Origin of the sequence: Aeromonas sp. QDB63, from assembly GCF_027707425.1 — a bacterium.
GTDB classification, from domain to species: Bacteria; Pseudomonadota; Gammaproteobacteria; order Enterobacterales; family Aeromonadaceae; genus Aeromonas; species Aeromonas caviae.
Genome location: NZ_JAPCIS010000005.1, coordinates 119,466 through 138,427, shown reverse-complemented (window position 1 = coordinate 138,427; position 18,962 = coordinate 119,466). Strand labels below are relative to the sequence as shown.

Annotated in this window: 12 protein-coding genes; 4 read left to right on the top strand and 8 right to left on the bottom strand. The window is 57.7% G+C overall.

Annotation, left to right across the window (positions count from 1 at the left end; genetic code table 11):
• Positions 1–56 precede the first annotated feature (56 nt).
• Positions 57–1,631, bottom strand: a complete 1,575-nt coding sequence (gene nhaB / locus PG879_RS05650; protein WP_010674907.1) for a Na(+)/H(+) antiporter NhaB — start codon at positions 1,629–1,631, stop codon at positions 57–59.
• Between the two features lie 333 nt (positions 1,632–1,964).
• Between nhaB and fadR the strand changes: the two genes are divergently transcribed.
• Complete coding sequence (gene fadR / locus PG879_RS05645) at positions 1,965–2,678, top strand: fatty acid metabolism transcriptional regulator FadR (RefSeq protein ID WP_010674906.1); 714 nt, start codon at positions 1,965–1,967, stop codon at positions 2,676–2,678.
• Positions 2,679–2,737: 59 nt separating this feature from the next.
• Here fadR and PG879_RS05640 read toward each other — a convergent pair whose 3' ends face one another.
• The 4 genes from PG879_RS05640 to PG879_RS05625 all read right to left on the bottom strand — a co-directional run bounded on the left by PG879_RS05640 (position 2,738) and on the right by PG879_RS05625 (position 9,982).
• Positions 2,738–4,258, bottom strand: a complete 1,521-nt coding sequence (locus PG879_RS05640) for a SpoVR family protein (RefSeq protein WP_010674905.1) — start codon at positions 4,256–4,258, stop codon at positions 2,738–2,740.
• A gap of 10 nt (positions 4,259–4,268) precedes the next feature.
• Positions 4,269–5,540 carry a YeaH/YhbH family protein gene (locus tag PG879_RS05635; RefSeq protein WP_010674904.1) on the bottom strand — a complete coding sequence of 424 codons (1,272 nt, stop codon included), beginning with the start codon at positions 5,538–5,540 and terminating at the stop codon, positions 4,269–4,271.
• Between the two features lie 24 nt (positions 5,541–5,564).
• Positions 5,565–7,487 carry a PrkA family serine protein kinase gene (locus tag PG879_RS05630; RefSeq protein ID WP_010674903.1) on the bottom strand — a complete coding sequence of 641 codons (1,923 nt, stop codon included), beginning with the start codon at positions 7,485–7,487 and terminating at the stop codon, positions 5,565–5,567.
• Positions 7,488–8,059: 572 nt separating this feature from the next.
• Positions 8,060–9,982: a RecQ family ATP-dependent DNA helicase gene (locus tag PG879_RS05625; RefSeq protein ID WP_114523010.1), complete on the bottom strand. Its 1,923-nt coding sequence runs from the start codon at positions 9,980–9,982 to the stop codon at positions 8,060–8,062.
• Positions 9,983–10,314: 332 nt separating this feature from the next.
• Between PG879_RS05625 and sstT the strand changes: the two genes are divergently transcribed.
• Positions 10,315–11,565, top strand: coding sequence for a serine/threonine transporter SstT (sstT, locus tag PG879_RS05620; RefSeq protein ID WP_010674901.1), 1,251 nt, complete (start codon positions 10,315–10,317; stop codon positions 11,563–11,565).
• 740 nt (positions 11,566–12,305) lie between these two features.
• Here the strand turns inward: sstT and PG879_RS05615 are convergent.
• The 3 genes from PG879_RS05615 to pabB all read right to left on the bottom strand — a co-directional run bounded on the left by PG879_RS05615 (position 12,306) and on the right by pabB (position 15,800).
• Positions 12,306–13,604: a serine/threonine transporter gene (locus PG879_RS05615; protein ID WP_029314600.1), complete on the bottom strand. Its 1,299-nt coding sequence runs from the start codon at positions 13,602–13,604 to the stop codon at positions 12,306–12,308.
• Positions 13,605–13,819: 215 nt separating this feature from the next.
• The gene (locus PG879_RS05610; protein WP_029314598.1) at positions 13,820–14,386 is read right to left on the bottom strand and encodes a CoA pyrophosphatase; all 567 of its coding nucleotides are present in this window, start codon (positions 14,384–14,386) and stop codon (positions 13,820–13,822) included.
• Positions 14,387–14,429: 43 nt separating this feature from the next.
• Positions 14,430–15,800, bottom strand: a complete 1,371-nt coding sequence (gene pabB / locus PG879_RS05605) for an aminodeoxychorismate synthase component I (protein WP_010674898.1) — start codon at positions 15,798–15,800, stop codon at positions 14,430–14,432.
• A 210-nt stretch (positions 15,801–16,010) separates the two neighbouring features.
• Here pabB and PG879_RS05600 point away from each other — a divergent pair, with 210 nt between their 5' ends.
• Both PG879_RS05600 and PG879_RS05595 read left to right on the top strand, forming a co-directional pair.
• Entirely contained in the window at positions 16,011–17,534 is a 1,524-nt protein-coding gene (locus PG879_RS05600; RefSeq protein WP_010674897.1) for a fumarate hydratase, read from the top strand.
• Between the two features lie 117 nt (positions 17,535–17,651).
• The gene (locus tag PG879_RS05595; RefSeq protein ID WP_270829886.1) at positions 17,652–18,887 is read left to right on the top strand and encodes a site-specific integrase; all 1,236 of its coding nucleotides are present in this window, start codon (positions 17,652–17,654) and stop codon (positions 18,885–18,887) included.
• Positions 18,888–18,962: the final 75 nt, after the last annotated feature.

Here is an 18,962-nt window from a genome sequence, read left to right as displayed (position 1 = left end):
TGAATTAGAGCAGAGCCCCATCTGAAAAGAAAGGGGCCGAACAGCCCCTTTCATGATCAGTGTGTGGACGGGGTGGGCAGTGGCAGTGCCCCATGATCCAGCAACCATCCTGCCTGATAGAACCATTCGGTTGCAGGACCGAGGAGCAGTTCCACGGAGAAAAAGCCGACAAGCCCCAGCACCAGGGTATAGGGCAGCGCCATCCAGACCATGCGGCCATAAGAGAGGCGCAGCAGGGGAGCGAGGGCCGAGGTGAGCATGAACAGGAATGCGGCCTGGCCATTGGGGGTGGCGACCGACGGCAGGTTGGTGCCGGTGTTGATGGCCACGGCCAGCAGATCAAAATGCTCGCGGCTGATGGCGCCGTTGATCAGGGCGGTCTTCACCTCGTTGATGTAGACGGTGCCGACGAAGACGTTGTCACTGACCATGGAGAGCAGACCGTTTGCCAGGTAGAAGAGGGCAAGCTGATCCTCCGGCTTGGCCGCCAGTACCCACTGGATCACCGGCTTGAACAGCTGTTGATCGATGATGACCGCCACCACGCTGAAAAAGACGGTGAGCAGGGCGGTGAACGGCAAAGCCTCCTGGAATGCCTTGCCAAGCGCGTGTTCTTCAGTCACGCCGGTGAACGCCGTCGCGAGCACGATGACCGTCAGGCCGATCAGCCCAACTGCAGCCAGATGGAGGGCAAGACCCGTGATAAGCCAGGTGGCAATCAGCGCCTGGACGATCAGCTTGGCCTTGTCCTGCGGGGTACGTTGTGCGTCTTCGTCTCGCTCGTAGGATTCCATGATGTGACGCACGGGCTCGGGCAAGCGGGCGCCATAACCGAACCAGCGGAATTTTTCGACCAGGATGCAGGTCAGCAGGCCACAGATGAAGACCGGGATGGTGACTGGCGCCATGCGAATGGCAAATTCACCGAAGTGCCACCCCGCCTGTTCACCGATGATGAGGTTCTGGGGTTCGCCGACCAGGGTGCAGACGCCCCCCAGGGCGGTACCGATGGCGGCGTGCATCATCAGGCTGCGCAGGAAGGCACGAAATTCGTTCAGATGCTGGCGGGAGAGCTCGTCAATCTCTTCGTCATCATGATGCAGATTGCCGGACTCATCCCGGGAGGCCACCTTGTGGTAGATAGCGTAGAAGCCGGTTGCGACGCTGATGACCACGGCGATCACGGTCAGGGCATCAAGGAACGCGGAGAGGAATGCAGACACCAGGCAGAAGGCGAGAGAAAGCAACGTTTTGGAGTGGATGCGCACCAGCATCTTGGTAAAGACGTAGAGCAGCAACTGCTTCATGAAGTAGATGCCGGCCACCATGAAGACCAGCAGCAGAAGCACTTCGATATTGGCCACCAGCTCATGTTTTATCTGGTTGGCGGAGGTCATGCCGATGAGCACGGCTTCGATGGCCAGGAGTCCGCCCGGTTGCAGCGGATAGCACTTGAGGGCCATGGCCAGGGTGAAAATAAACTCGACAACCAGCAGCCAGCCGGCCAGGAAGGGATCAACGTAGAAAATGATCGGGTTGATCAGCAGGAATAGAACGATGGCAATTTTGTACCATCGCGGAGCATTGCCCAAAAAGTTCTTTGTAAACGCGCGCCCTAGGCTGATTGGCATAATGATGGTTCTCTGTTCTGTTGTTGATATCTGCGTCTATGCAGTCGAGCCCGACCCGAGCCGAACATCCGGATATTCACCTGTATCAGATTGATTGCACATGATTTTAATCAAGGGAGCGATAACTATAAATAAGGTCGCTGAACTTGCCCAGCGAGCAAACGCTTATATTCCCATCATTTGGTGTTGGTTGACTCCTCACTTGTCGCCGCATACATATTTTTAACAAAAAGATCGGGGTAATGTGAGCAGAGGACCGACCTTCTGCTTGCCAGCATGACCGGCTTTGCTATTATTCGGGGGCCTTTTTACGCACTACAACAGAGTCATTACATGGTCATTAAAGCGCAAAGCCCTGCCGGGTTTGCCGAGGAATACATCATCGAGTCCATCTGGAACAATCGCTTTCCTCCTGGATCCATTCTACCGGCGGAGCGCGAGCTGTCCGAATTGATCGGCGTGACTCGCACTACCTTGCGTGAAGTGTTGCAGCGCCTTGCCCGTGATGGCTGGCTCACCATCCAGCATGGCAAACCGACCAAGGTCAACAATTTCTGGGAAACCTCCGGTCTCAACATTCTGGAGACACTGGCACGTCTCGATCAGGACAAGGTGCCGGATCTGGTGGCACAGCTGCTCTCCGCCCGGACCAACATCTGCACCATCTTCATCCGTGGCGCCATTCGCAACAACCCGGAACAGGCCGCCGAGATCTTGCGGGGTGCCGATGATGTGGAGAACACGGCCGAGGCCTATGCGGACTTCGACTACCGTTTGCATCACCAGCTTTCATTTGCCTCGGGCAACCCCATCTATGCCTTGATTCTCAACGGTTTCAAGGGCTTATATAGCCGGGTTGGCCGCTACTACTTCTCGGACAAACAGGCGCGGGAAACCGCAGATGCCTACTACAAGACGCTGCGCAAGCTGGCCGAAACTAAGGATCACGAAGCCGTGTTCATGACGGTACGCCAGTACGGCATCGAGTCTGGCAAGCTTTGGACCCGTCTGCGTCAGGACATGCCAAGCAACCTGTGTGACAACTGATTGCCCTGATCCAAGAAAAACGCGCCTGATGGCGCGTTTTTTTATGCCCGGCACTGACGTCAGGTCATGCTCTTGCGGTCCGGACAACGGCCGATGATATCTGCGGATAGCTCGCCATTGTCCTGCTCCAGCACCACATCGAAGCCCCACAGCTGATGCAGATGCTTGAGCACCTCGTGGCGTGACTCGCCAAGGGGGATGCGGTTGTGGGGAACATAGCGCAGGGTCAGGGAGCGATCGCCTTTCACTGCCACGTTGTAGACCTGAATGTTGGGCTCCAGGTTGCTCAGGTTGTATTGAGCGGACAGGGTGCTACGCACCAGTCGGTAGCCCTCTTCATTGTGAATGGCGGACACCTTGAGGTGGTTCTTCAGATCGTCGTCATCGATGGCAAAGAGCTTCATGTCGCGCATCACCTTGGGACTGAGGAACTGGCTGATGAAGCTTTCGTCCTTGAAGTTCTGCATGGCGAAATGCAATGTCTCGACCCAGTTGGTGCCAGCGTAATCGGGGAACCAGTATCTGTCCTCCTCGGTCGGGTGTTCGCAGATGCGACGCAGGTCCGTGAACATGGCAAAGCCAAGGGCGTAGGGGTTGATCCCCGAGTAATACCGGCTGTTGTAGGGGGGCTGATAGACCACGTTGGTGTGGCTGTGCAGTACCTCCAGCATGAAGCGATCGCTGATTTTTCCCTCGTCATAGAGGTGGTTGAGAATGGTGTAGTGCCAGAAGGTGGCCCAGCCCTCGTTCATCACCTGCGTCTGCTTCTGCGGGTAGAAGTACTGACTGATCTTGCGCACGATACGCACCACCTCGCGCTGCCAGGGCTCGAGCAGGGGGGCATTCTTTTCGATGAAATAGAGGATGTTCTCCTGAGGCTCGGCAGGATAGCGCCTGTCTTCCACCCCGGCAATCTTGTGCTGCTTGGGCAGGGTACGCCACAGCTCATTGACCTGGGTTTGCAGATAATCTTCCCGCGCCTTCTGGCGCCGTTTCTCCTCGGCCAGAGAAATCTTCTGGGGCCGCTTGTAACGATCCACCCCGAAGTTCATCAGGGCATGGCAGGAGTCAAGCAGTTTCTCCACCGCATCGATGCCGTGTTTTTCCTCGCACTCGGTGATGTAGTTCTTGGCAAACAACAGGTAGTCGATGATGGAGGAGGCATCGGTCCAGGCCTTGAACAGATAGTTGTTCTTGAAGAAGGAGTTGTGACCATAGCAGGCGTGGGCCATGACCAGCGCCTGCATCGGCATGGTGTTCTCTTCCATCAGATAGGCGATGCAGGGGTCCGAGTTGATGACGATCTCGTAGGCGAGTCCCATCTGGCCGCGCTTGTAGTTGCGTTCGGTGTGGATAAAGCGCTTGCCGAATGACCAGTGTTGATAACCGATGGGCATGCCGACACTGGAGTAGGCATCCATCATCTGCTCTGCAGTGATCACCTCGATCTGGTTGGGATAGGTGTCGAGCCGATAGAATTTGGCGACCCGGGCTATCTCCTGGTGATAAAGCTCCAGCAGATCGAAGTTCCAGTCAGGACCATCGTCCAGCGGCGCTATCTTTCTTGCGGTTTCTACCATATGTGATCCCTCAAGCCGCTTGCTTCTTGAACAATTCCCGGAACACCGGATAAATGTCCTCGACCTTGCGAATGTGCTCCATGGCGAAGTGGGCGTATTGCTCTGCCACCGCCTCATATTCGTGCCACAGGGTCTGGTGGGCGCGGGTAGTGATCTCGATGTAGGAGTAGTAACGCACCCGCGGCATGATGTCGCGCATCAGGATCTCCCTGCACTGGGGTGAGTCATCGGCCCAGTTGTCACCATCAGAGGCCTGCGCCGCATAGATGTTCCACTGGTTGGCGGGATAACGTTCGTTGATGATGTCGTTCATCATCTTGAGCGCACTGGAGACGATGGTGCCGCCGGTCTCCTGGGAGTAGAAGAACTCGTGCTCGTCCACCTCCTTGGCCTGGGTGTGGTGGCGGATGTAGACCACCTCGACATTCTTGTAAGTCCGGCTCAGGAATAGATAAAGCAGGATATAGAAACGCTTGGCCATCTCCTTGGTAGCCTGATCCATGGAACCGGAGACGTCCATCAGGCAGAACATCACCGCCTGGCTCGAGGGGACGGGCCGTTTGACAAAGTTGTTGAATTTGAGGTCGAAGGTGTCGATAAAGGGGACCGCATCGATCCGTCGTTTCAGCTCCCTGATCTCTTTTTCAAGTTGCGCCATTTCGGCGAAATGGTCGTTGGGCTCGCAAGCCAGCTGGGCCAGGCGCTCCTCCAGTTCACGCAACTGACGTTTCTTGCCTGCCTGCAGCGCCATGCGCCGCGCCAGCGAATTTTGCAGGGAGCGCACCACGTTGATGTTGGCAGGCACCCCGTTGGAGGTGTAGCCGGCCCGATAGGTCTTCATCTCCATCAGCTGGTTGAGCTGGGTCTTTTGCAGCCGCGGCAGCTCCAGATCCTCGAACAGCAAGTCCAGGTACTCGTCCTTGGAGATCTGGAAGACGAAATCATCGACTCCCTCTCCTTGATCCGAAGCCTGGCCCTCGCCACTCCCTTGGCCGCCGCCACCCCCTTTGGGCCGGTCAATCTTGTCACCAGATACGAACTGGTCGTTGCCTGGATGCACCATCTCCCGTTTGCCGCCATGACCCTGATGAAAATGGGGTTCCCCGATGTCCTTGGTCGGGATGCTGATGCTCTCACCCTTGTCCACGTCCTGAATGCTGCGCTTGGAGACAGCATCCGAGACCGCTTGTTTTATCTGCTTCTTGTAGCGGCGGATGAAGCGCTGCCGATTGACAGCGCTTTTGTTTTTGCCGTTGAGCCTGCGGTCGATAAAATGCGCCATAACTCCCCCTTGAACACGGCAGGGTCAGGATGACTTGCGTACCCTGAGATACCACTCGGAGAGCAGCCGCACCTGTTTACGTGTGTAGCCTTTCTCCATCATCCGTTCGACAAAGTTATCGTGCTTCTTCTGCTCCTCAGCCGAGGTTTTGCTGTTGAAGGAGATAACCGGCAGCAGCTCTTCCGTGTTGGAGAACATCTTCTTCTCGATCACGGTGCGCAGCTTCTCGTAACTGGTCCAGTTGGGGTTACGGCCTGCATTGTTGGCCCGGGCACGCAGCACGAAGTTGACGATTTCGTTGCGGAAATCTTTCGGGTTGCTGATCCCGGCAGGTTTTTCAATTTTCTCCAGCTCGCTGTTGAGAGACGCTCTGTCAAACAGCTGGCCGGTTTCTGGGTCACGATACTCCTGATCCTGGATCCAGAAGTCGGCGTAGGTGACGTAGCGATCGAAGATGTTCTGACCGTACTCTGAATACGACTCGAGGTAGGCGGTCTGGATCTCCTTGCCGATGAACTCGACGTAGCGCGGAGTCAGGTAACCCTTGATGAACTCCAGATAGCGATCGTGCAGCTCTTGCGGGAACTGCTCGCGCTCTATCTGCTGCTCCAGCACATAGAAGAGGTGCACCGGGTTGGCTGCCACTTCCGCGTGGTCGAAGTTGAAGACACGGGAGAGGATCTTGAACGCGAAACGGGTGGAAAGGCCGTTCATGCCCTCGTCAACCCCCGCATAATCCCGGTACTCCTGATAGCTTTTCGCTTTGGGATCCGTGTCTTTGAGACTCTCGCCGTCATAGACTCGCATCTTGGAATAGAGGCTGGAGTTTTCCGGCTCCTTGAGCCGCGACAGCACCGAGAACTGGCCCAGCAACTCCAGAGTACCCGGTGCGCATTTGGCCTCGGTCAGCTCGCTGTTGAACAGCAGTTTTTCATAGATCTTCACCTCTTCCGAGACGCGCAGGCAGTAGGGCACCTTGACGATGTAAACACGGTCGAGGAAGGCTTCGTTGTTCTTGTTGTTGCGGAACTGCTGCCACTCGGATTCGTTGGAGTGGGCCAGCAGGATGCCGTCGAAGGGGAGGGCGGAGAGCCCTTCGGTACCGTTGTAGTTCCCCTCTTGCGTCGCCGTCAGCAGCGGGTGCAGCACCTTGATGGGGGCCTTGAACATCTCGACGAACTCCATCATCCCCTGGTTTGCCTTGCATAGCGCACCGGAGTAGGAGTAAGCATCGGCATCATCCTGGGCGAAGTGTTCCAGCATGCGGATATCGACCTTGCCGACCAGGGAGGAGATGTCCTGGTTGTTGTCGTCCCCCGGTTCGGTTTTGGCGATGGCGATCTGATCGAGGATGGAGGGGTTCACCTTCTCCACCTTGAACTTGGTGATGTCGCCGCCAAACTCGTGAAGGCGCTTGGCGACCCAGGGAGACATGATGGGGCGCAGATAACGGCGAGGGATGCCGTACTCCTTCTCGAGGATTTCGCCATCTTCGTCGATGTCAAACAGGCAGAAGGGGTGATCATTCACTGGTGAGCCCTTGATGCGATAGATGGGCACTTTTTGCATCAGGGATTTGAGTTTCTCTGCCAGCGAGGATTTACCGCCGCCAACCGGTCCGAGCAGATAGAGGATCTGTTTCTTCTCTTCCAGACCCTGAGCGGAATGTTTGAGATAGGAGACAATCTGTTCGATGGCTTCTTCCATGCCATAGAAGTCTTTGAAAGCGGGATAACGTGCGACGACGCGGTTGGAAAAGAGACGGCTGAGACGTGGATTGGTCGAGGTGTCGATCATTTCCGGCTCGCCGATGGCGGTCAGCAGACGTTCGGCGGCAGAGGCGTAGCAGGATTTGTCCTGTTTGCACATATCCAGAAACTCCTGGATGCTGTACTCCTCCTCTCTGGCCTTCTCATACCGCTGTTGATAGTGCTCGAAGATGCCCATAACTTAGCCCTCGTTATAGTCGCTTGCCCTGAAAAAGAGTGGATCACTACTTTTGTTCTGTTTACCTCTTAAGCCTAGTCAACAGCCCCCAGTAATCCATCGCCATCATTGGTTTAAGTTTGTGCGGGAGCTTCCCGATCCTCGTGCGGGAAGAAGCAGTAAGTGACATACCTATGTTACTGACTGTTAAATTATTTTTGCCACGACAGTGATGCAAATGTCAAAGACATAAAAAATAAATCTTTGTGTGCCAGAGGGAGAAAATGGTGACGCTCTGTTTTGTCAGGGGGCGGTGCCAGCAAGGGCAAGGGCGGCAGGGAATAGAGGGTAAAAAGACGTGTCGCTTACGTTAACGTAACGTTATTTGTTTGATGCTTTTGCTCTAATTTTTACATTGACGCTACATTCTGGCTGCTCTAGATTGGCCCTGTGTCGAGCAGTCATCGCTTTAGCAAGAGAGTGGGTGATTGTGCAGATACTAAGCTCTGTTTAAGCACGTTTCCGTTGGCTTGACCCTCGCATCCGCGAGGGTCTTATTTTTTCAGCGCCTGAACGGCGCCAAACCTGCAAGCTCAGGATTCGGCGGGATAGAGGGCTGACACCACCGCCAGCACCTCGGCGAAGGGATGGTCCGCCAACTGGCCAAAACCGGCCAGATCCCTGGCCTTGAGACGGGTCGTCAGCGGGGTGGCGATGCCACACAGGAAACGGGTCAGGATCCTGGGATGGCGCTGATGGCACAGGGCGATCAGCGGATCGCACCAGGCGCGCAAACCGTGCTCGTTGGGCAAGCCCGGTGATGCAAGCGGCGGCAACACGGCGATCTCTCCCCGGCAGACGGAACAGTGCCCGCACCGCTCGGGGGCCGCGTCGTCGGCAAAATAGCGGGCAAGCTCATGGCTGAGGCAGGTGGTCGAGGTGAAAAAGGCCAGCAGCGCCTGAAGGCGGGCCAGTTCGCTCTGCTCTTTCTTTTCAAACAATCCATGCAGCTCTTCGGCCAGGGTCGCGGTATCGATTTGCTGGCTCAGCACCCGATAGACCTCGGTCATCTGCTTGCTTTCAAGCTCGATCCAACCCTGCTGCTGCAGGTAGTCCAGCGCCGTCGCGGCGCGCTGGCGTTCCCCCTGGTATCCCTGCCACAGCGCTTCGAAGTCCATGGTGCACCAGGTGCGCGCCTGGGGTGCGCAGGCAAAGACCTGCTCCAGGAACTGGCGGCGTTCGGAATTGAAACGAGCGAGGATCGCCTGTTTTTCCAGTACGAACCTGAAGCGGTACTCGGCAAAGTAGCTGTAGGCCGGTGCAATGACCCCCGCCATCTCCAGATAGACCAGCAGGGTCTTGAGGGGCAGTTGGCGAATGTTGGTCTCGTTGGAGAGGCGCAGCAGGCTGAATTCCCACTCAGCGCCGCTCTGGCGCACGATATCGAGCAAGTGCGCGATGGCGTCCCTGTCCGGCGTATCCCCATAGACGAAGTTTTCCAGTACCGGCAACTGGGCGCGGCTCGCCAGCACGGTGCAGCGGGAGGGAAGCCCGTCACGTCCGGCGCGGCCTATCTCCTGACTGTAGTTCTCGATGGACTTGGGCAGGTCGTAGTGAATGACCCGGCGAATGTCGGCCTTGTCGATGCCCATGCCAAAGGCGATGGTGGCCACGATGCAGTCGAGTCTGCCAGCCATGAAGTCATGCTGGATCTGGCTGCGCAGGGCGGGATCGAGCCCCGCATGGTAGGCGCATGCCCGGATGCCGCTGGCCTGTAGCTGCGCGGCGCACTGCTCTGCGCTGTGTTGCAGAGTCACGTAGACGATGGTGGGGGCGGCCGGATCCCGGTGCAGCTCCTCGCGCAGCCAGGTATCGCGGGCACTGCCGGCCAGCGGGAGGACGGCCAGATCCAGATTGGGTCTGTAGAAACCGGTGACCACCAGATCGTCCCGGTCGATGGCAAATTTTGCCTGCATGTCCGCCATGACGGCCGGGGTGGCGGTGGCGGTCAGCAACAGCACCTGGGGGATGGCCAGTTCACGGCGATGATCCGGCAGCTTGAGGTAGTCGGGGCGAAAGTTGTGGCCCCACTCCGAGATGCAGTGGGCCTCGTCCACCACCAGCAGTGACAGGGGGATGTGGGCGATGAAGCGGCGAAAGCGCTCATTTTTGAGGCGCTCCACCGAAATCATCAGGATCTTGAGCTGGCCATCGCTGGCCTGCTGCATCACGCGCCGGCTCTCTTCCGCTGTCTGGCTGGAGTCCAGAGTGGCGGCGGCGATCCCCTTGCTGCGCAAAAAGGCGAGCTGATCGTGCATCAGGGCCAGCAGGGGAGAGATGACCAGGGTCAGGTGGGGCAGTGCGAGGGCGGGCAATTGATAACAGAGGGATTTCCCCGCGCCAGTCGGGAAGATGGCTGCGGCGCTCTTGCCGGCCAGCAGACGACTGATCACCGCTTCCTGCCCGGGCCGCAAGCGATCAAAGCCGAAGTGTCGGGTCAATAAAGAGGTGATCATGGCAAGGCTCCCTGAAAAAGGGCGTCATCATATCACTTCTGGCCCAGTGGTGGCCGATGATCGGACTGGTTTGGTGACATTTTGACCGTGGTTGATATTGTGTTATCACATTGTTGTAGATTTTTTGTGAGGTAACCCTGATATTTTTCAGTGATTATGTGGAAAAAAACCATGGCAGATGGGATATTCTTGTCCGCAACCCCACGCGAACGGGACAGATCCACCAGAAGAGCTGCCCACGGCGTCACCGTCAACGGACCGGTGCCAATGCGCGGGGCTGGTTGCCAACAGGACTAATGATTCACGCACCATGAGTGCACAGGGACTACTTGATGACACAACAACACCCCCTCATTCGACTGGTCAACAGCACCAGTCTGGTTAGCCAGATCCTAGTCGGTCTGGTATTCGGTATCCTTCTTGCGATGTTCATGCCCGAGTGGGCCAAGGCGGCGGGTCTGCTCGGCAGCCTGTTCGTCGGTGCCCTGAAGGCCGTGGCGCCGCTGCTGGTCTTCGTGCTGGTGATGTCGGCGATCATCGGCCACAAGCAGGGTCAGAAGACCAACATGAAACCGATCCTGCTGCTCTATGTGCTGGGTACCTTCCTGGCGGCTGCCGTGGCAGTGGTGGCGAGCTTCCTCTTCCCCTCCAACCTGCATCTGGTGGCAGGCGCTACCGAGATCACGCCGCCGGGGGGCATCACGGAAGTGCTGCAGACCCTGCTGTTCAACGTGGTGACCAACCCGGTGAAAGCACTGCTGGAAGCCAACTATATCGGCATCCTGGCCTGGGCCATCGGCCTTGGTATCGCCATGCGTCACGCCAATGAGAGCACCAAATCACTGATTTCCGATGTGTCTCACGGGGTTTCCGCCATCGTCAAGGCCGTGATCCGTTGCGCTCCGCTCGGCATCCTGGGCCTGGTTGCCTCCACCCTGGCTGAAACCGGCTTCGATGCGCTGTTTGGCTATGCCCAGCTGCTGGTGGTACTGATCGGCTGCATGCTGTTCATCGCCTTCGTGGTCAATCCGCTCATCGTCTTCTGGAAGATCAAGCGCAACCCCTATCCCCTGGTGCTGACCTGCCTGAAAGAGAGCGGTGTGACCGCCTTCTTCACCCGCAGCTCCGCCGCCAACATTCCGGTCAACATGGCCCTGGCCGAGAGGCTGCGCCTGCCGGAAGACACCTATGCGGTCTCCATCCCGCTGGGTGCCACCATCAACATGGCCGGCGCCGCCATCACCATTACCGTGCTCTCCATGGCGGCGGTGCATACCCTGGGGATGGAAGTGGACATGGCAACCGCCATTCTGCTCTCCGTCGTCGCCACCATCAGTGCCTGTGGCGCTTCCGGTGTGGCGGGCGGCTCCCTGCTGCTGATCCCGCTGGCGTGCAGCCTGTTCGGTATCAGCAACGACATCGCCATGCAGGTGGTGGCCGTTGGCTTCATCATCGGGGTGTTGCAGGATTCCGCCGAAACGGCCCTCAACAGCTCCACCGACGTGCTGTTCACTGCGGCGGCCTGCATGGCCGAGGATGAGAGCCTGCTGGATGCCGCCCCGGTCCCCAGCCGCGAAGCTTGATCCCCTCAGACTTTCCGCTCTGCACAGGCGCCCTCTTCGGAGGGCGCTTTTTATTTGCGCGCGCGTCAGGCGCCCTGCACCTTCTCGCCGTGTCATGGCACTGACAGTGCTCGGATCCCCCTGTGTGATTTCTCGGGAGGGGCCCGTTGGCTGCCTTACGTGTTCTCGCCACCGCCAACAAGCCATTCCCTGTACAAACGTGCCCGGCGCTGCATTCGCCGGGCATATCGGGCTGATTGTGCTGTCAGCATGGCGGCGTGTGACATCCCCTCTGGTGACCGAAGGGGTCATCTGCTCTTCGGACGCTGTACGGGAAGCCCGGTCAAGGCCCTCTCGGCGGTTTGCCTGCGCCCTGTAGCCGGTACTTTCCCTGAGTACCTTGAAGAAAGGCTCCATTGGGTGGGGGTGTCGGCTCTCTGGGCTAAACCCCGAAGAGCGGGCGTTCCTGGTAAGGACAAGGGCTCTGGTGTTCTGTCTGGCAAGGCCGATGGCGCGCAGCAGATGACGGGATAACACAGTACGTCTTGGTCGTGTGTCATTGGGGAAGGAATATGAGCGGCAAGCTGTCACCAAGGGGAAAGAGAGTGGGTGAAAGGGCTGTCTCTGATTTGAGGGCAGGGGGCTCTGATCATCTGAGCCCAGTACCTTATGATCACAACGAACTCAGCCCGGCAGAGGAGATCTGCCGGGCTGTGGGAGGCGCCGGGCCAGATGCTGGCCCGACGGTATCGCAGGAAGGCTTAGCCGACCAGTTGATAAAGGATGGCGGAGATGGCGATAAGGCCCATGGTCGCCACGAAGACGTTGCTGATCTGACCCTGGTATTTCGCCATGGCCGGGACGCGCTTGATGGCGTACATGGGCATGAGGAACAGGATGGTGGCGATGATGGGGCCACCCAGGGATTCGATCATCCCGAGGATGGAGGGGTTGATCACGGCCACGCCCCACAGGGTCAGGATGAAGAAGGCGATGATGAACAGCTCCACTTTCTTGTGGTTCGGTGCCTTGCCGGAGCTGCGCATGTTCTGGACGATCATCCCTTTCAGACCTTCACGGGCACCCAGATAGTGGCCGAAGAAGGAGGAGACGATGGCCACGAAGGCAACCAGCGGACCGAAGTAGGAGATGATGGGGCTCGCATGCTGGTTGGCCAGGTAGGAGAGCACGGCGATGTTCTGGGACTTGGCTTCTGCCAGCTGGGCCGGCGTCAGGCTCATCACGCAGGAGAAGACGAAGAACATCACGAAGCCCAGCAGAATGATGGCGGTGCGCTTGAGGATGGCGTCGGACTTGGCGACGGCATGCTCACCGTGATCACGGCGCTGAGCCAGGGCGAAGCTGGAGATGGCCGGGCTGTGGTTGAAGGAGAACACCAGCACCGGGATGGTCAGCCACAGGGTGGTGGCGAAATCCTTGGTGCTCGGCATTTCATTCAGGGCCGCACCGGTCCAGTCCGGGATCAGGTACAGGGAGATGCCCGCCAGAATGGCGATGAGCGGATAGACCAGGAACTCGGTCACTTTCAGCATCAGCTTCTCGCCAGCCAGCATCACGGACATCATGGCCATGATGAGCACGATGGAGAGGATCCAGCGCGGGGGCGGCGTCATCTGCAACTGGTTGACCAGGAAGCTTTCCACCGTGTTGGTGATGCCCACGCCGTAGATCAGCACGATGGGGTAGATGGCAAAGAAGTAGAGCAGGGTGATCAATTTACCGGCACCCACGCCGAAGTGCTCTTCCACCACCTGGGTGATGTCGGCATTGGGCTGCTTGGAGGAGAGCACGAAGCGCGCCAGACCACGGTGTGCCAGGTAGGTCATGGGGCCGACCAGCAGCGCCATCACTACCAGCGGCCAGAAGCCACCCATGCCGGCGTTGATGGGCAGGAACAGGATACCTGCACCGACGGCGGTACCGAACAGGCTGATCACCCAGGTGGTGTCTTGTTTACTCCAACCGCGAGATTGGACCGAGCTGATTCCTTGCTCCTGTGCGGCTGCAACATCCTGTGCGCCAGTGACAGTATTGGACATGTGTCTCACCCCGAATGTGTGGTTTTAATTAGTCGGCGCAAGAATACTTTCTTTTTAATCAAAAATGTTGATCAAATTCACCTTTGTGCGGCTAAAACCCGTACTTTCTTGTAGAAATGTGATCAAAAGAATAAAAAATCAAAATTTATTTATCAAATGCAGTGTTATTTGAATGTTAACTGGATAATTTCCCACCTCATCATGTTGTCGAAATGTTATGTCGAGATGTGTTGGGCAAGCTGGCGGATCATGCTGGCAGTGGCCCCCCAGATGAAAGATTGCTCCCAAGGGATCCAATAGATGGTGTGACGTCCGTCCGCCCTTGGCAGGCTCAGGGCTATGTGCTGCCCCGGATCCAGCACGTGGGCGAGGGGGACTTCGAAGGCCTGGGCCACCTCGTCCTGGCTCAGGGTCAGCCCGTAGCCTGGGTCGAGCATGGCGAGGACCGGCAGCACATCGTAGCGTGAGACGGTATTGAGAGGGGTGAGGCTGCCGATGATCCGGATCTGGGAGGGGGGAATGCCAAGCTCCTCCTCGGTTTCCCTGAGCGCGGTGTGAATGAGGTCCCGGTCTTCCGGGTCCTGGCGCCCGCCGGGAAAGCTGATCTGCCCCGGGTGGTGGCGCAGGGCGGCGCTGCGGCGCGTCAGCAGCAGGTGCAGGCCCTCGGGGCGCTCCACCAGGGGGATCAACACGGCGGCAGGTTTGAGCCCGGCCAGTGCCAGGCGATGGGCGGGGGCGGGGCGCTGCAGCAAAAAGCGGGTCAGCAGCTCGGCACTCGTCATCTCCATGGGTCTCCTTGTGTCGGCCCCGCAGGGCCGGATGGGGTCAAAGGGCATCGAGCAGTGGCAGGATGCGGGCCACCTTGTCGTAGGTCTCCTGATATTCGGCGTCGGGATCGGAGTCGGCGATGATGCCGCCCCCCGCCCAGCAGTGCAGCTGACCGGCTTCGGCGATCAGGGTACGGATGCAGATGCTGGTATCCATCCTTCCGTGCTGACTCAGATAACCGATGCTGCCGCAGTAGGCATTGCGCCGCACCGGTTCCAGCTCCTCGATGATCTCCATCGCCCGGATCTTGGGAGCCCCTGTGATGGAGCCGCCGGGGAAGCAGGCCCGCAGCAGATCCACTTCTTGCCAGCGCGCATCCAGTTCTCCGTGAATGGTGGAAACCAGATGATGCACCGCCGGGAAGGATTCCACGGCAAAGAGGTGCGGGACCGTGACCGACCCCGGCCGGCTCACCCGGCCGATGTCGTTGCGCAGCAGATCGACGATCATCAGGTTCTCCGATCTGTCCTTGTCGGCGCTGGCGAGCGACTCGGCCACCCTGGCATCCTGGGCGGGATCAGGGTGGCGAGGCCGGGTGCCCTTGATGGGCTTGGTCTCGATATGGCGCTTGTCGAGCAGCAGGAAACGCTCCGGGGAGAGGCTCAGAATGGCGCTGTGCGGCAGGCGGACAAAGGCGGAGAACGGCGCCTTGTTGGCGGCGCTCAGGGCGAGATAGGCGGACCATTCATCCCCCTGATAAGGGGCGCTGAAGCGCTGGGTCAGGTTGATCTGGTAACAATCCCCCGCCGCCAGATAGGCCTGGATACGGGCAAACTTGTCTCCGTATTCGGCCCGCGTCATGTTGCTCTGCCAGGGGCCGGTCAGGCGAAGGGGGAGGGGGGGTCGTTCGCGCTGCGCCATCAGCCAGTCGAGCCTGCGGGCGAGGCCGGCTTCATCACCCCAGTGGGCCAGTTGCCAGTGTCCCGTCGCGACATTTCGCAGCAGCGCCCAGTCGTAGATCCCGACCGCCATGTCGGGCACCTGGATGTCCTGTTGCGCCACTGCGGGCAGACGCTCGAATCGTCGGCCCAGATCGTAGCCAAAGAGTCCCAGGGCTCCCCCGATAAACGGCAATCCCGAGTCATCCTCAACGCGCTCCCCAAGCAGGGCTTGCTGGGTCTTGGCGAGCAGGGCGAGGGGATCGCCGTCATGATGGTGCTGGTGGTTATCCTGGGTGAGGCAGGTGCTGGTACCCCGGGTTTCCAGGGTGGCAAGCGGATCGGCGCTGATGATGTCAAAACCGTTGTCAGCCCCCAGGGGGCCGGCGGATTCCAGCAGGATGGCCCAGGGTTGGTGTTGCAGGCAGGCAAACCAGGTGTGGAGCGAGGCCTGCGGGTCGAAATGGTGGATATGCAGTCTTGGTTTCATTTTTTGTTACATAGGCAACAGTTTGCGCCCGGCTCCCTAGCCGGTTCGGGTGGTCAAGCGTATCATGGCCGCCGGCATTTTTAAGAAAAACACCGTTATAAAAACACGCCGCAGTCTGCCGGCTCCAGGTGCATTTGCCACCTGCCGAAGGCCCGGCTCATATGGAAGCCCTTGCTCGCGCAAGCGATAACAAGGACCAGTGAGGATGATATGAGCATCATTAGAAAACAGGACTTTATCGATTCCATTGCTGACGCCCTGCAGTACATCTCCTTCTACCACCCCCTCGATTTCGTGCAGGCCGCCAAGGCCGCCTATGACCGCGAGATCAACCCGGCCGCCAAAGATGCCCTGGCCCAGATTCTGATCAACTCCCGCATGTCTGCCGAAGGTCATCGCCCGCTCTGTCAGGACACCGGTATCGTCACCTGCTTCGTCAAGATCGGCATGCAGGTACAGTGGGACAGCGACATGACGGTCCAGGAGATGGTGGATGAGGGCACCCGCCGCGCCTATACCAATCCGGACAACCCGCTGCGCGCCTCCGTGCTGGCGGATCCGGCCGGCAGCCGCAAGAACACCAAAGACAATGCCCCCGCTGTCGTGCACATCGACATGATCCCGGGCAACAAGGTGGAAGTGAGTATCGCGGCCAAGGGCGGCGGCTCCGAAAACAAATCGAAGATGGTGATGCTCAATCCCTCCGACGACATCGTGGAGTGGGTGCTCAAGACGGTGCCGACCATGGGGGCTGGCTGGTGCCCGCCCGGCATGCTCGGCATCGGCATCGGCGGCACCGCCGAGAAGGCGGCGGTGCTCGCCAAGGAAGCTCTGATGGAGCACATAGACATCCAGGAGCTGATTGCCCGTGGTCCCGAGACCACCGAAGAGAAGCTGAGGGTCGAGCTCTATGACAAGGTCAATAAGCTCGGGATCGGTGCCCAGGGGCTGGGCGGCCTGACCACGGTGCTGGATGTGAAGGTGAAATCCGCACCGACCCACGCCGCCTCCAAGCCCGTGGTGATGATCCCCAACTGCGCCGCCACCCGTCACGTGCATTTCGAACTCGATGGCTCCGGCCCGGCGGAGCTGACACCCCCCAGGCTGGAAGACTGGCCGGAGATCACCCGTGAGTCCGGTGGCAATGTGCGCCGGGTCAACGTGGATGGCATCACCAAGGCAGAGCTTGCCAGCTGGAAGAGCGGTGATACCGTGCTGCTCTCCGGCAAGATCCTGACCGGCCGCGACGCCGCCCACAAGCGCATCGCCGACATGCTGAAAAAAGGTGAAGGACTGCCGGAAGGGGTCGATTTCACCAACCGCTTCATCTATTACGTGGGCCCGGTCGATGCGGTGCGTGACGAGGTGGTCGGCCCGGCTGGCCCCACCACGTCCACCCGGATGGACAAATTCACCGACATGATGCTGGGAGAAACCGGCCTTATCGGCATGATCGGCAAGTCCGAGCGCGGCCCCAAGACGGTCGAGAGCATCAAGCAGCACCAGGCTGTCTACCTGATGGCGGTGGGCGGCGCCGCCTATCTGGTAGCGAAAGCCATCAAGAAGGCGCGCGTGGTGGCCTTTGCCGATCTGGGGATGGAGGCCATCTACGAGTTCGAGGTGGAAGACATGCCGGTCACCGTGGCGGTCGACTCCCAGGGCAACAACATCCACGAGACCGGCCCGGCCTACTGGTCCGCCAAAATTGCCGAGCTGGAGACCAAGCTGGCTTGATGCGTTATAGCCTTTAAAATCAGCGACTTAACTCTTGTGAATGGTCGCGAGGTACATATGCCATGGGTAAGATGAATGCTCTTGGTGTATGTACCTCCTCTATGCAAGAGGTGAGTTATGTTCCTTGAAAGACGTTCTAATGGTGTTTGGTACTACAAGAAAACATGGGCAGTTGATGGGACTCGTAAGGTAACGAGAAAGAGCCTCAACACATACGACAAGAAAGAGGCACAGTTACGTGCCATGCAGATCTATTTCAATGTTGGAGCTGATGGCATCCCGGCACAACAAGAGTTGTCGGCTATGCCGATGAACATAAGAGGTTCACTGCTGGAGCAGCAAGAGCCAAAAACCTTACATGATGGTTTTGTTGTCTCTGGTGTTCAAACACCAACAACAACACCAATAGTGTCAGAGGCACCGAGACCTTCAGGATCTCCAAAGACGCCCTCAGAGCCTAAAGCCTTACATGATGGTTTTAGTTCTATCGTTGATGCCTACCTTGTAGAGAATGCGCACCTCTGGGGCACAAAAGAAAGCAAGGCACAACGCTCCGCTATTGAACGATTTGTGAACCATACCAACATCAAATCTTTAGAAGACTGCACAAAACACAAGGCTGTTGAGTTTAAACAGTCTCTGATCACATCTGGTCTATCTAATATCACCATTAATAAATTTATAGGTAAGTTGTCCGGGTTGTTTGATTACATTCAGGCTCACTATGAACACTCAAATATATTTGATGGGTTAAAAATTAAGCGAGCCAAACAAGAGACAACACGCACAGCCTATAGCAAACAAGAGGCCCAAGAGCTAATTAAGTTTGCTGACAAGCAACAACAACACCATAAGTTTATGATTCTGTTAGGGTTGTTTACTGGTTGCCGTGCCAATGAATTGGCGCAGTTGTACACCTCCGATATTGTTAAGATTGATGGTATTTGGTCAATTTTGATTCAAGCCACCAAACCGGATCAGAAGCTCAAGACAACCAATGCTTCCAGGATTGTGCCAGTGCATTCTGAGTTGATCAGAGCGGGTTTCCTTGATTACGTGAAGGGTAGGGGGCTCGATTGCCGATTGTTCCCAGAGTTCAAATACAGCCCTGTGGATGGATGCTCAAAAGCCTTTGTGCAATGGTTCATACAGCACAAGCCCGTTGCTAAGACCTACCATGAAATCCGTCATAGCTTCGCCACACAACTTAGGGCACACGATGTTTCATTGAACGTTGCGGCTCAACTATTAGGGCATGGGGTCGGGGCGATCAGTTTTGACCGCTACGGCTCAACAGCACAAACACAGATTCATATTTTGAAACAGGCGGTGGAACATGTCAGCTACAACTAAAATCAGCATTTTGTTATCTCTCACATTCTGTTCTGTAGCCTTTGCCTCTGCATATTCACAATATCGGCTTATAAA

Bases quoted from the DNA above. Each gene is read 5' to 3' on its own strand.
- nhaB (WP_010674907.1), bottom strand. From the start codon at position 1,631: ATGCCAATCAGCCTAGGGCGCGCGTTTACAAAGAACTTTTTGGGCAAT.
- fadR (WP_010674906.1), top strand. From the start codon at position 1,965: ATGGTCATTAAAGCGCAAAGCCCTGCCGGGTTTGCCGAGGAATACATC.
- PG879_RS05640 (WP_010674905.1), bottom strand. From the start codon at position 4,258: ATGGTAGAAACCGCAAGAAAGATAGCGCCGCTGGACGATGGTCCTGAC.
- PG879_RS05635 (WP_010674904.1), bottom strand. From the start codon at position 5,540: ATGGCGCATTTTATCGACCGCAGGCTCAACGGCAAAAACAAAAGCGCT.
- PG879_RS05630 (WP_010674903.1), bottom strand. From the start codon at position 7,487: ATGGGCATCTTCGAGCACTATCAACAGCGGTATGAGAAGGCCAGAGAG.
- PG879_RS05625 (WP_114523010.1), bottom strand. From the start codon at position 9,982: ATGATCACCTCTTTATTGACCCGACACTTCGGCTTTGATCGCTTGCGG.
- sstT (WP_010674901.1), top strand. From the start codon at position 10,315: ATGACACAACAACACCCCCTCATTCGACTGGTCAACAGCACCAGTCTG.
- PG879_RS05615 (WP_029314600.1), bottom strand. From the start codon at position 13,604: ATGTCCAATACTGTCACTGGCGCACAGGATGTTGCAGCCGCACAGGAG.
- PG879_RS05610 (WP_029314598.1), bottom strand. From the start codon at position 14,386: ATGACGAGTGCCGAGCTGCTGACCCGCTTTTTGCTGCAGCGCCCCGCC.
- pabB (WP_010674898.1), bottom strand. From the start codon at position 15,800: ATGAAACCAAGACTGCATATCCACCATTTCGACCCGCAGGCCTCGCTC.
- PG879_RS05600 (WP_010674897.1), top strand. From the start codon at position 16,011: ATGAGCATCATTAGAAAACAGGACTTTATCGATTCCATTGCTGACGCC.
- PG879_RS05595 (WP_270829886.1), top strand. From the start codon at position 17,652: ATGTTCCTTGAAAGACGTTCTAATGGTGTTTGGTACTACAAGAAAACA.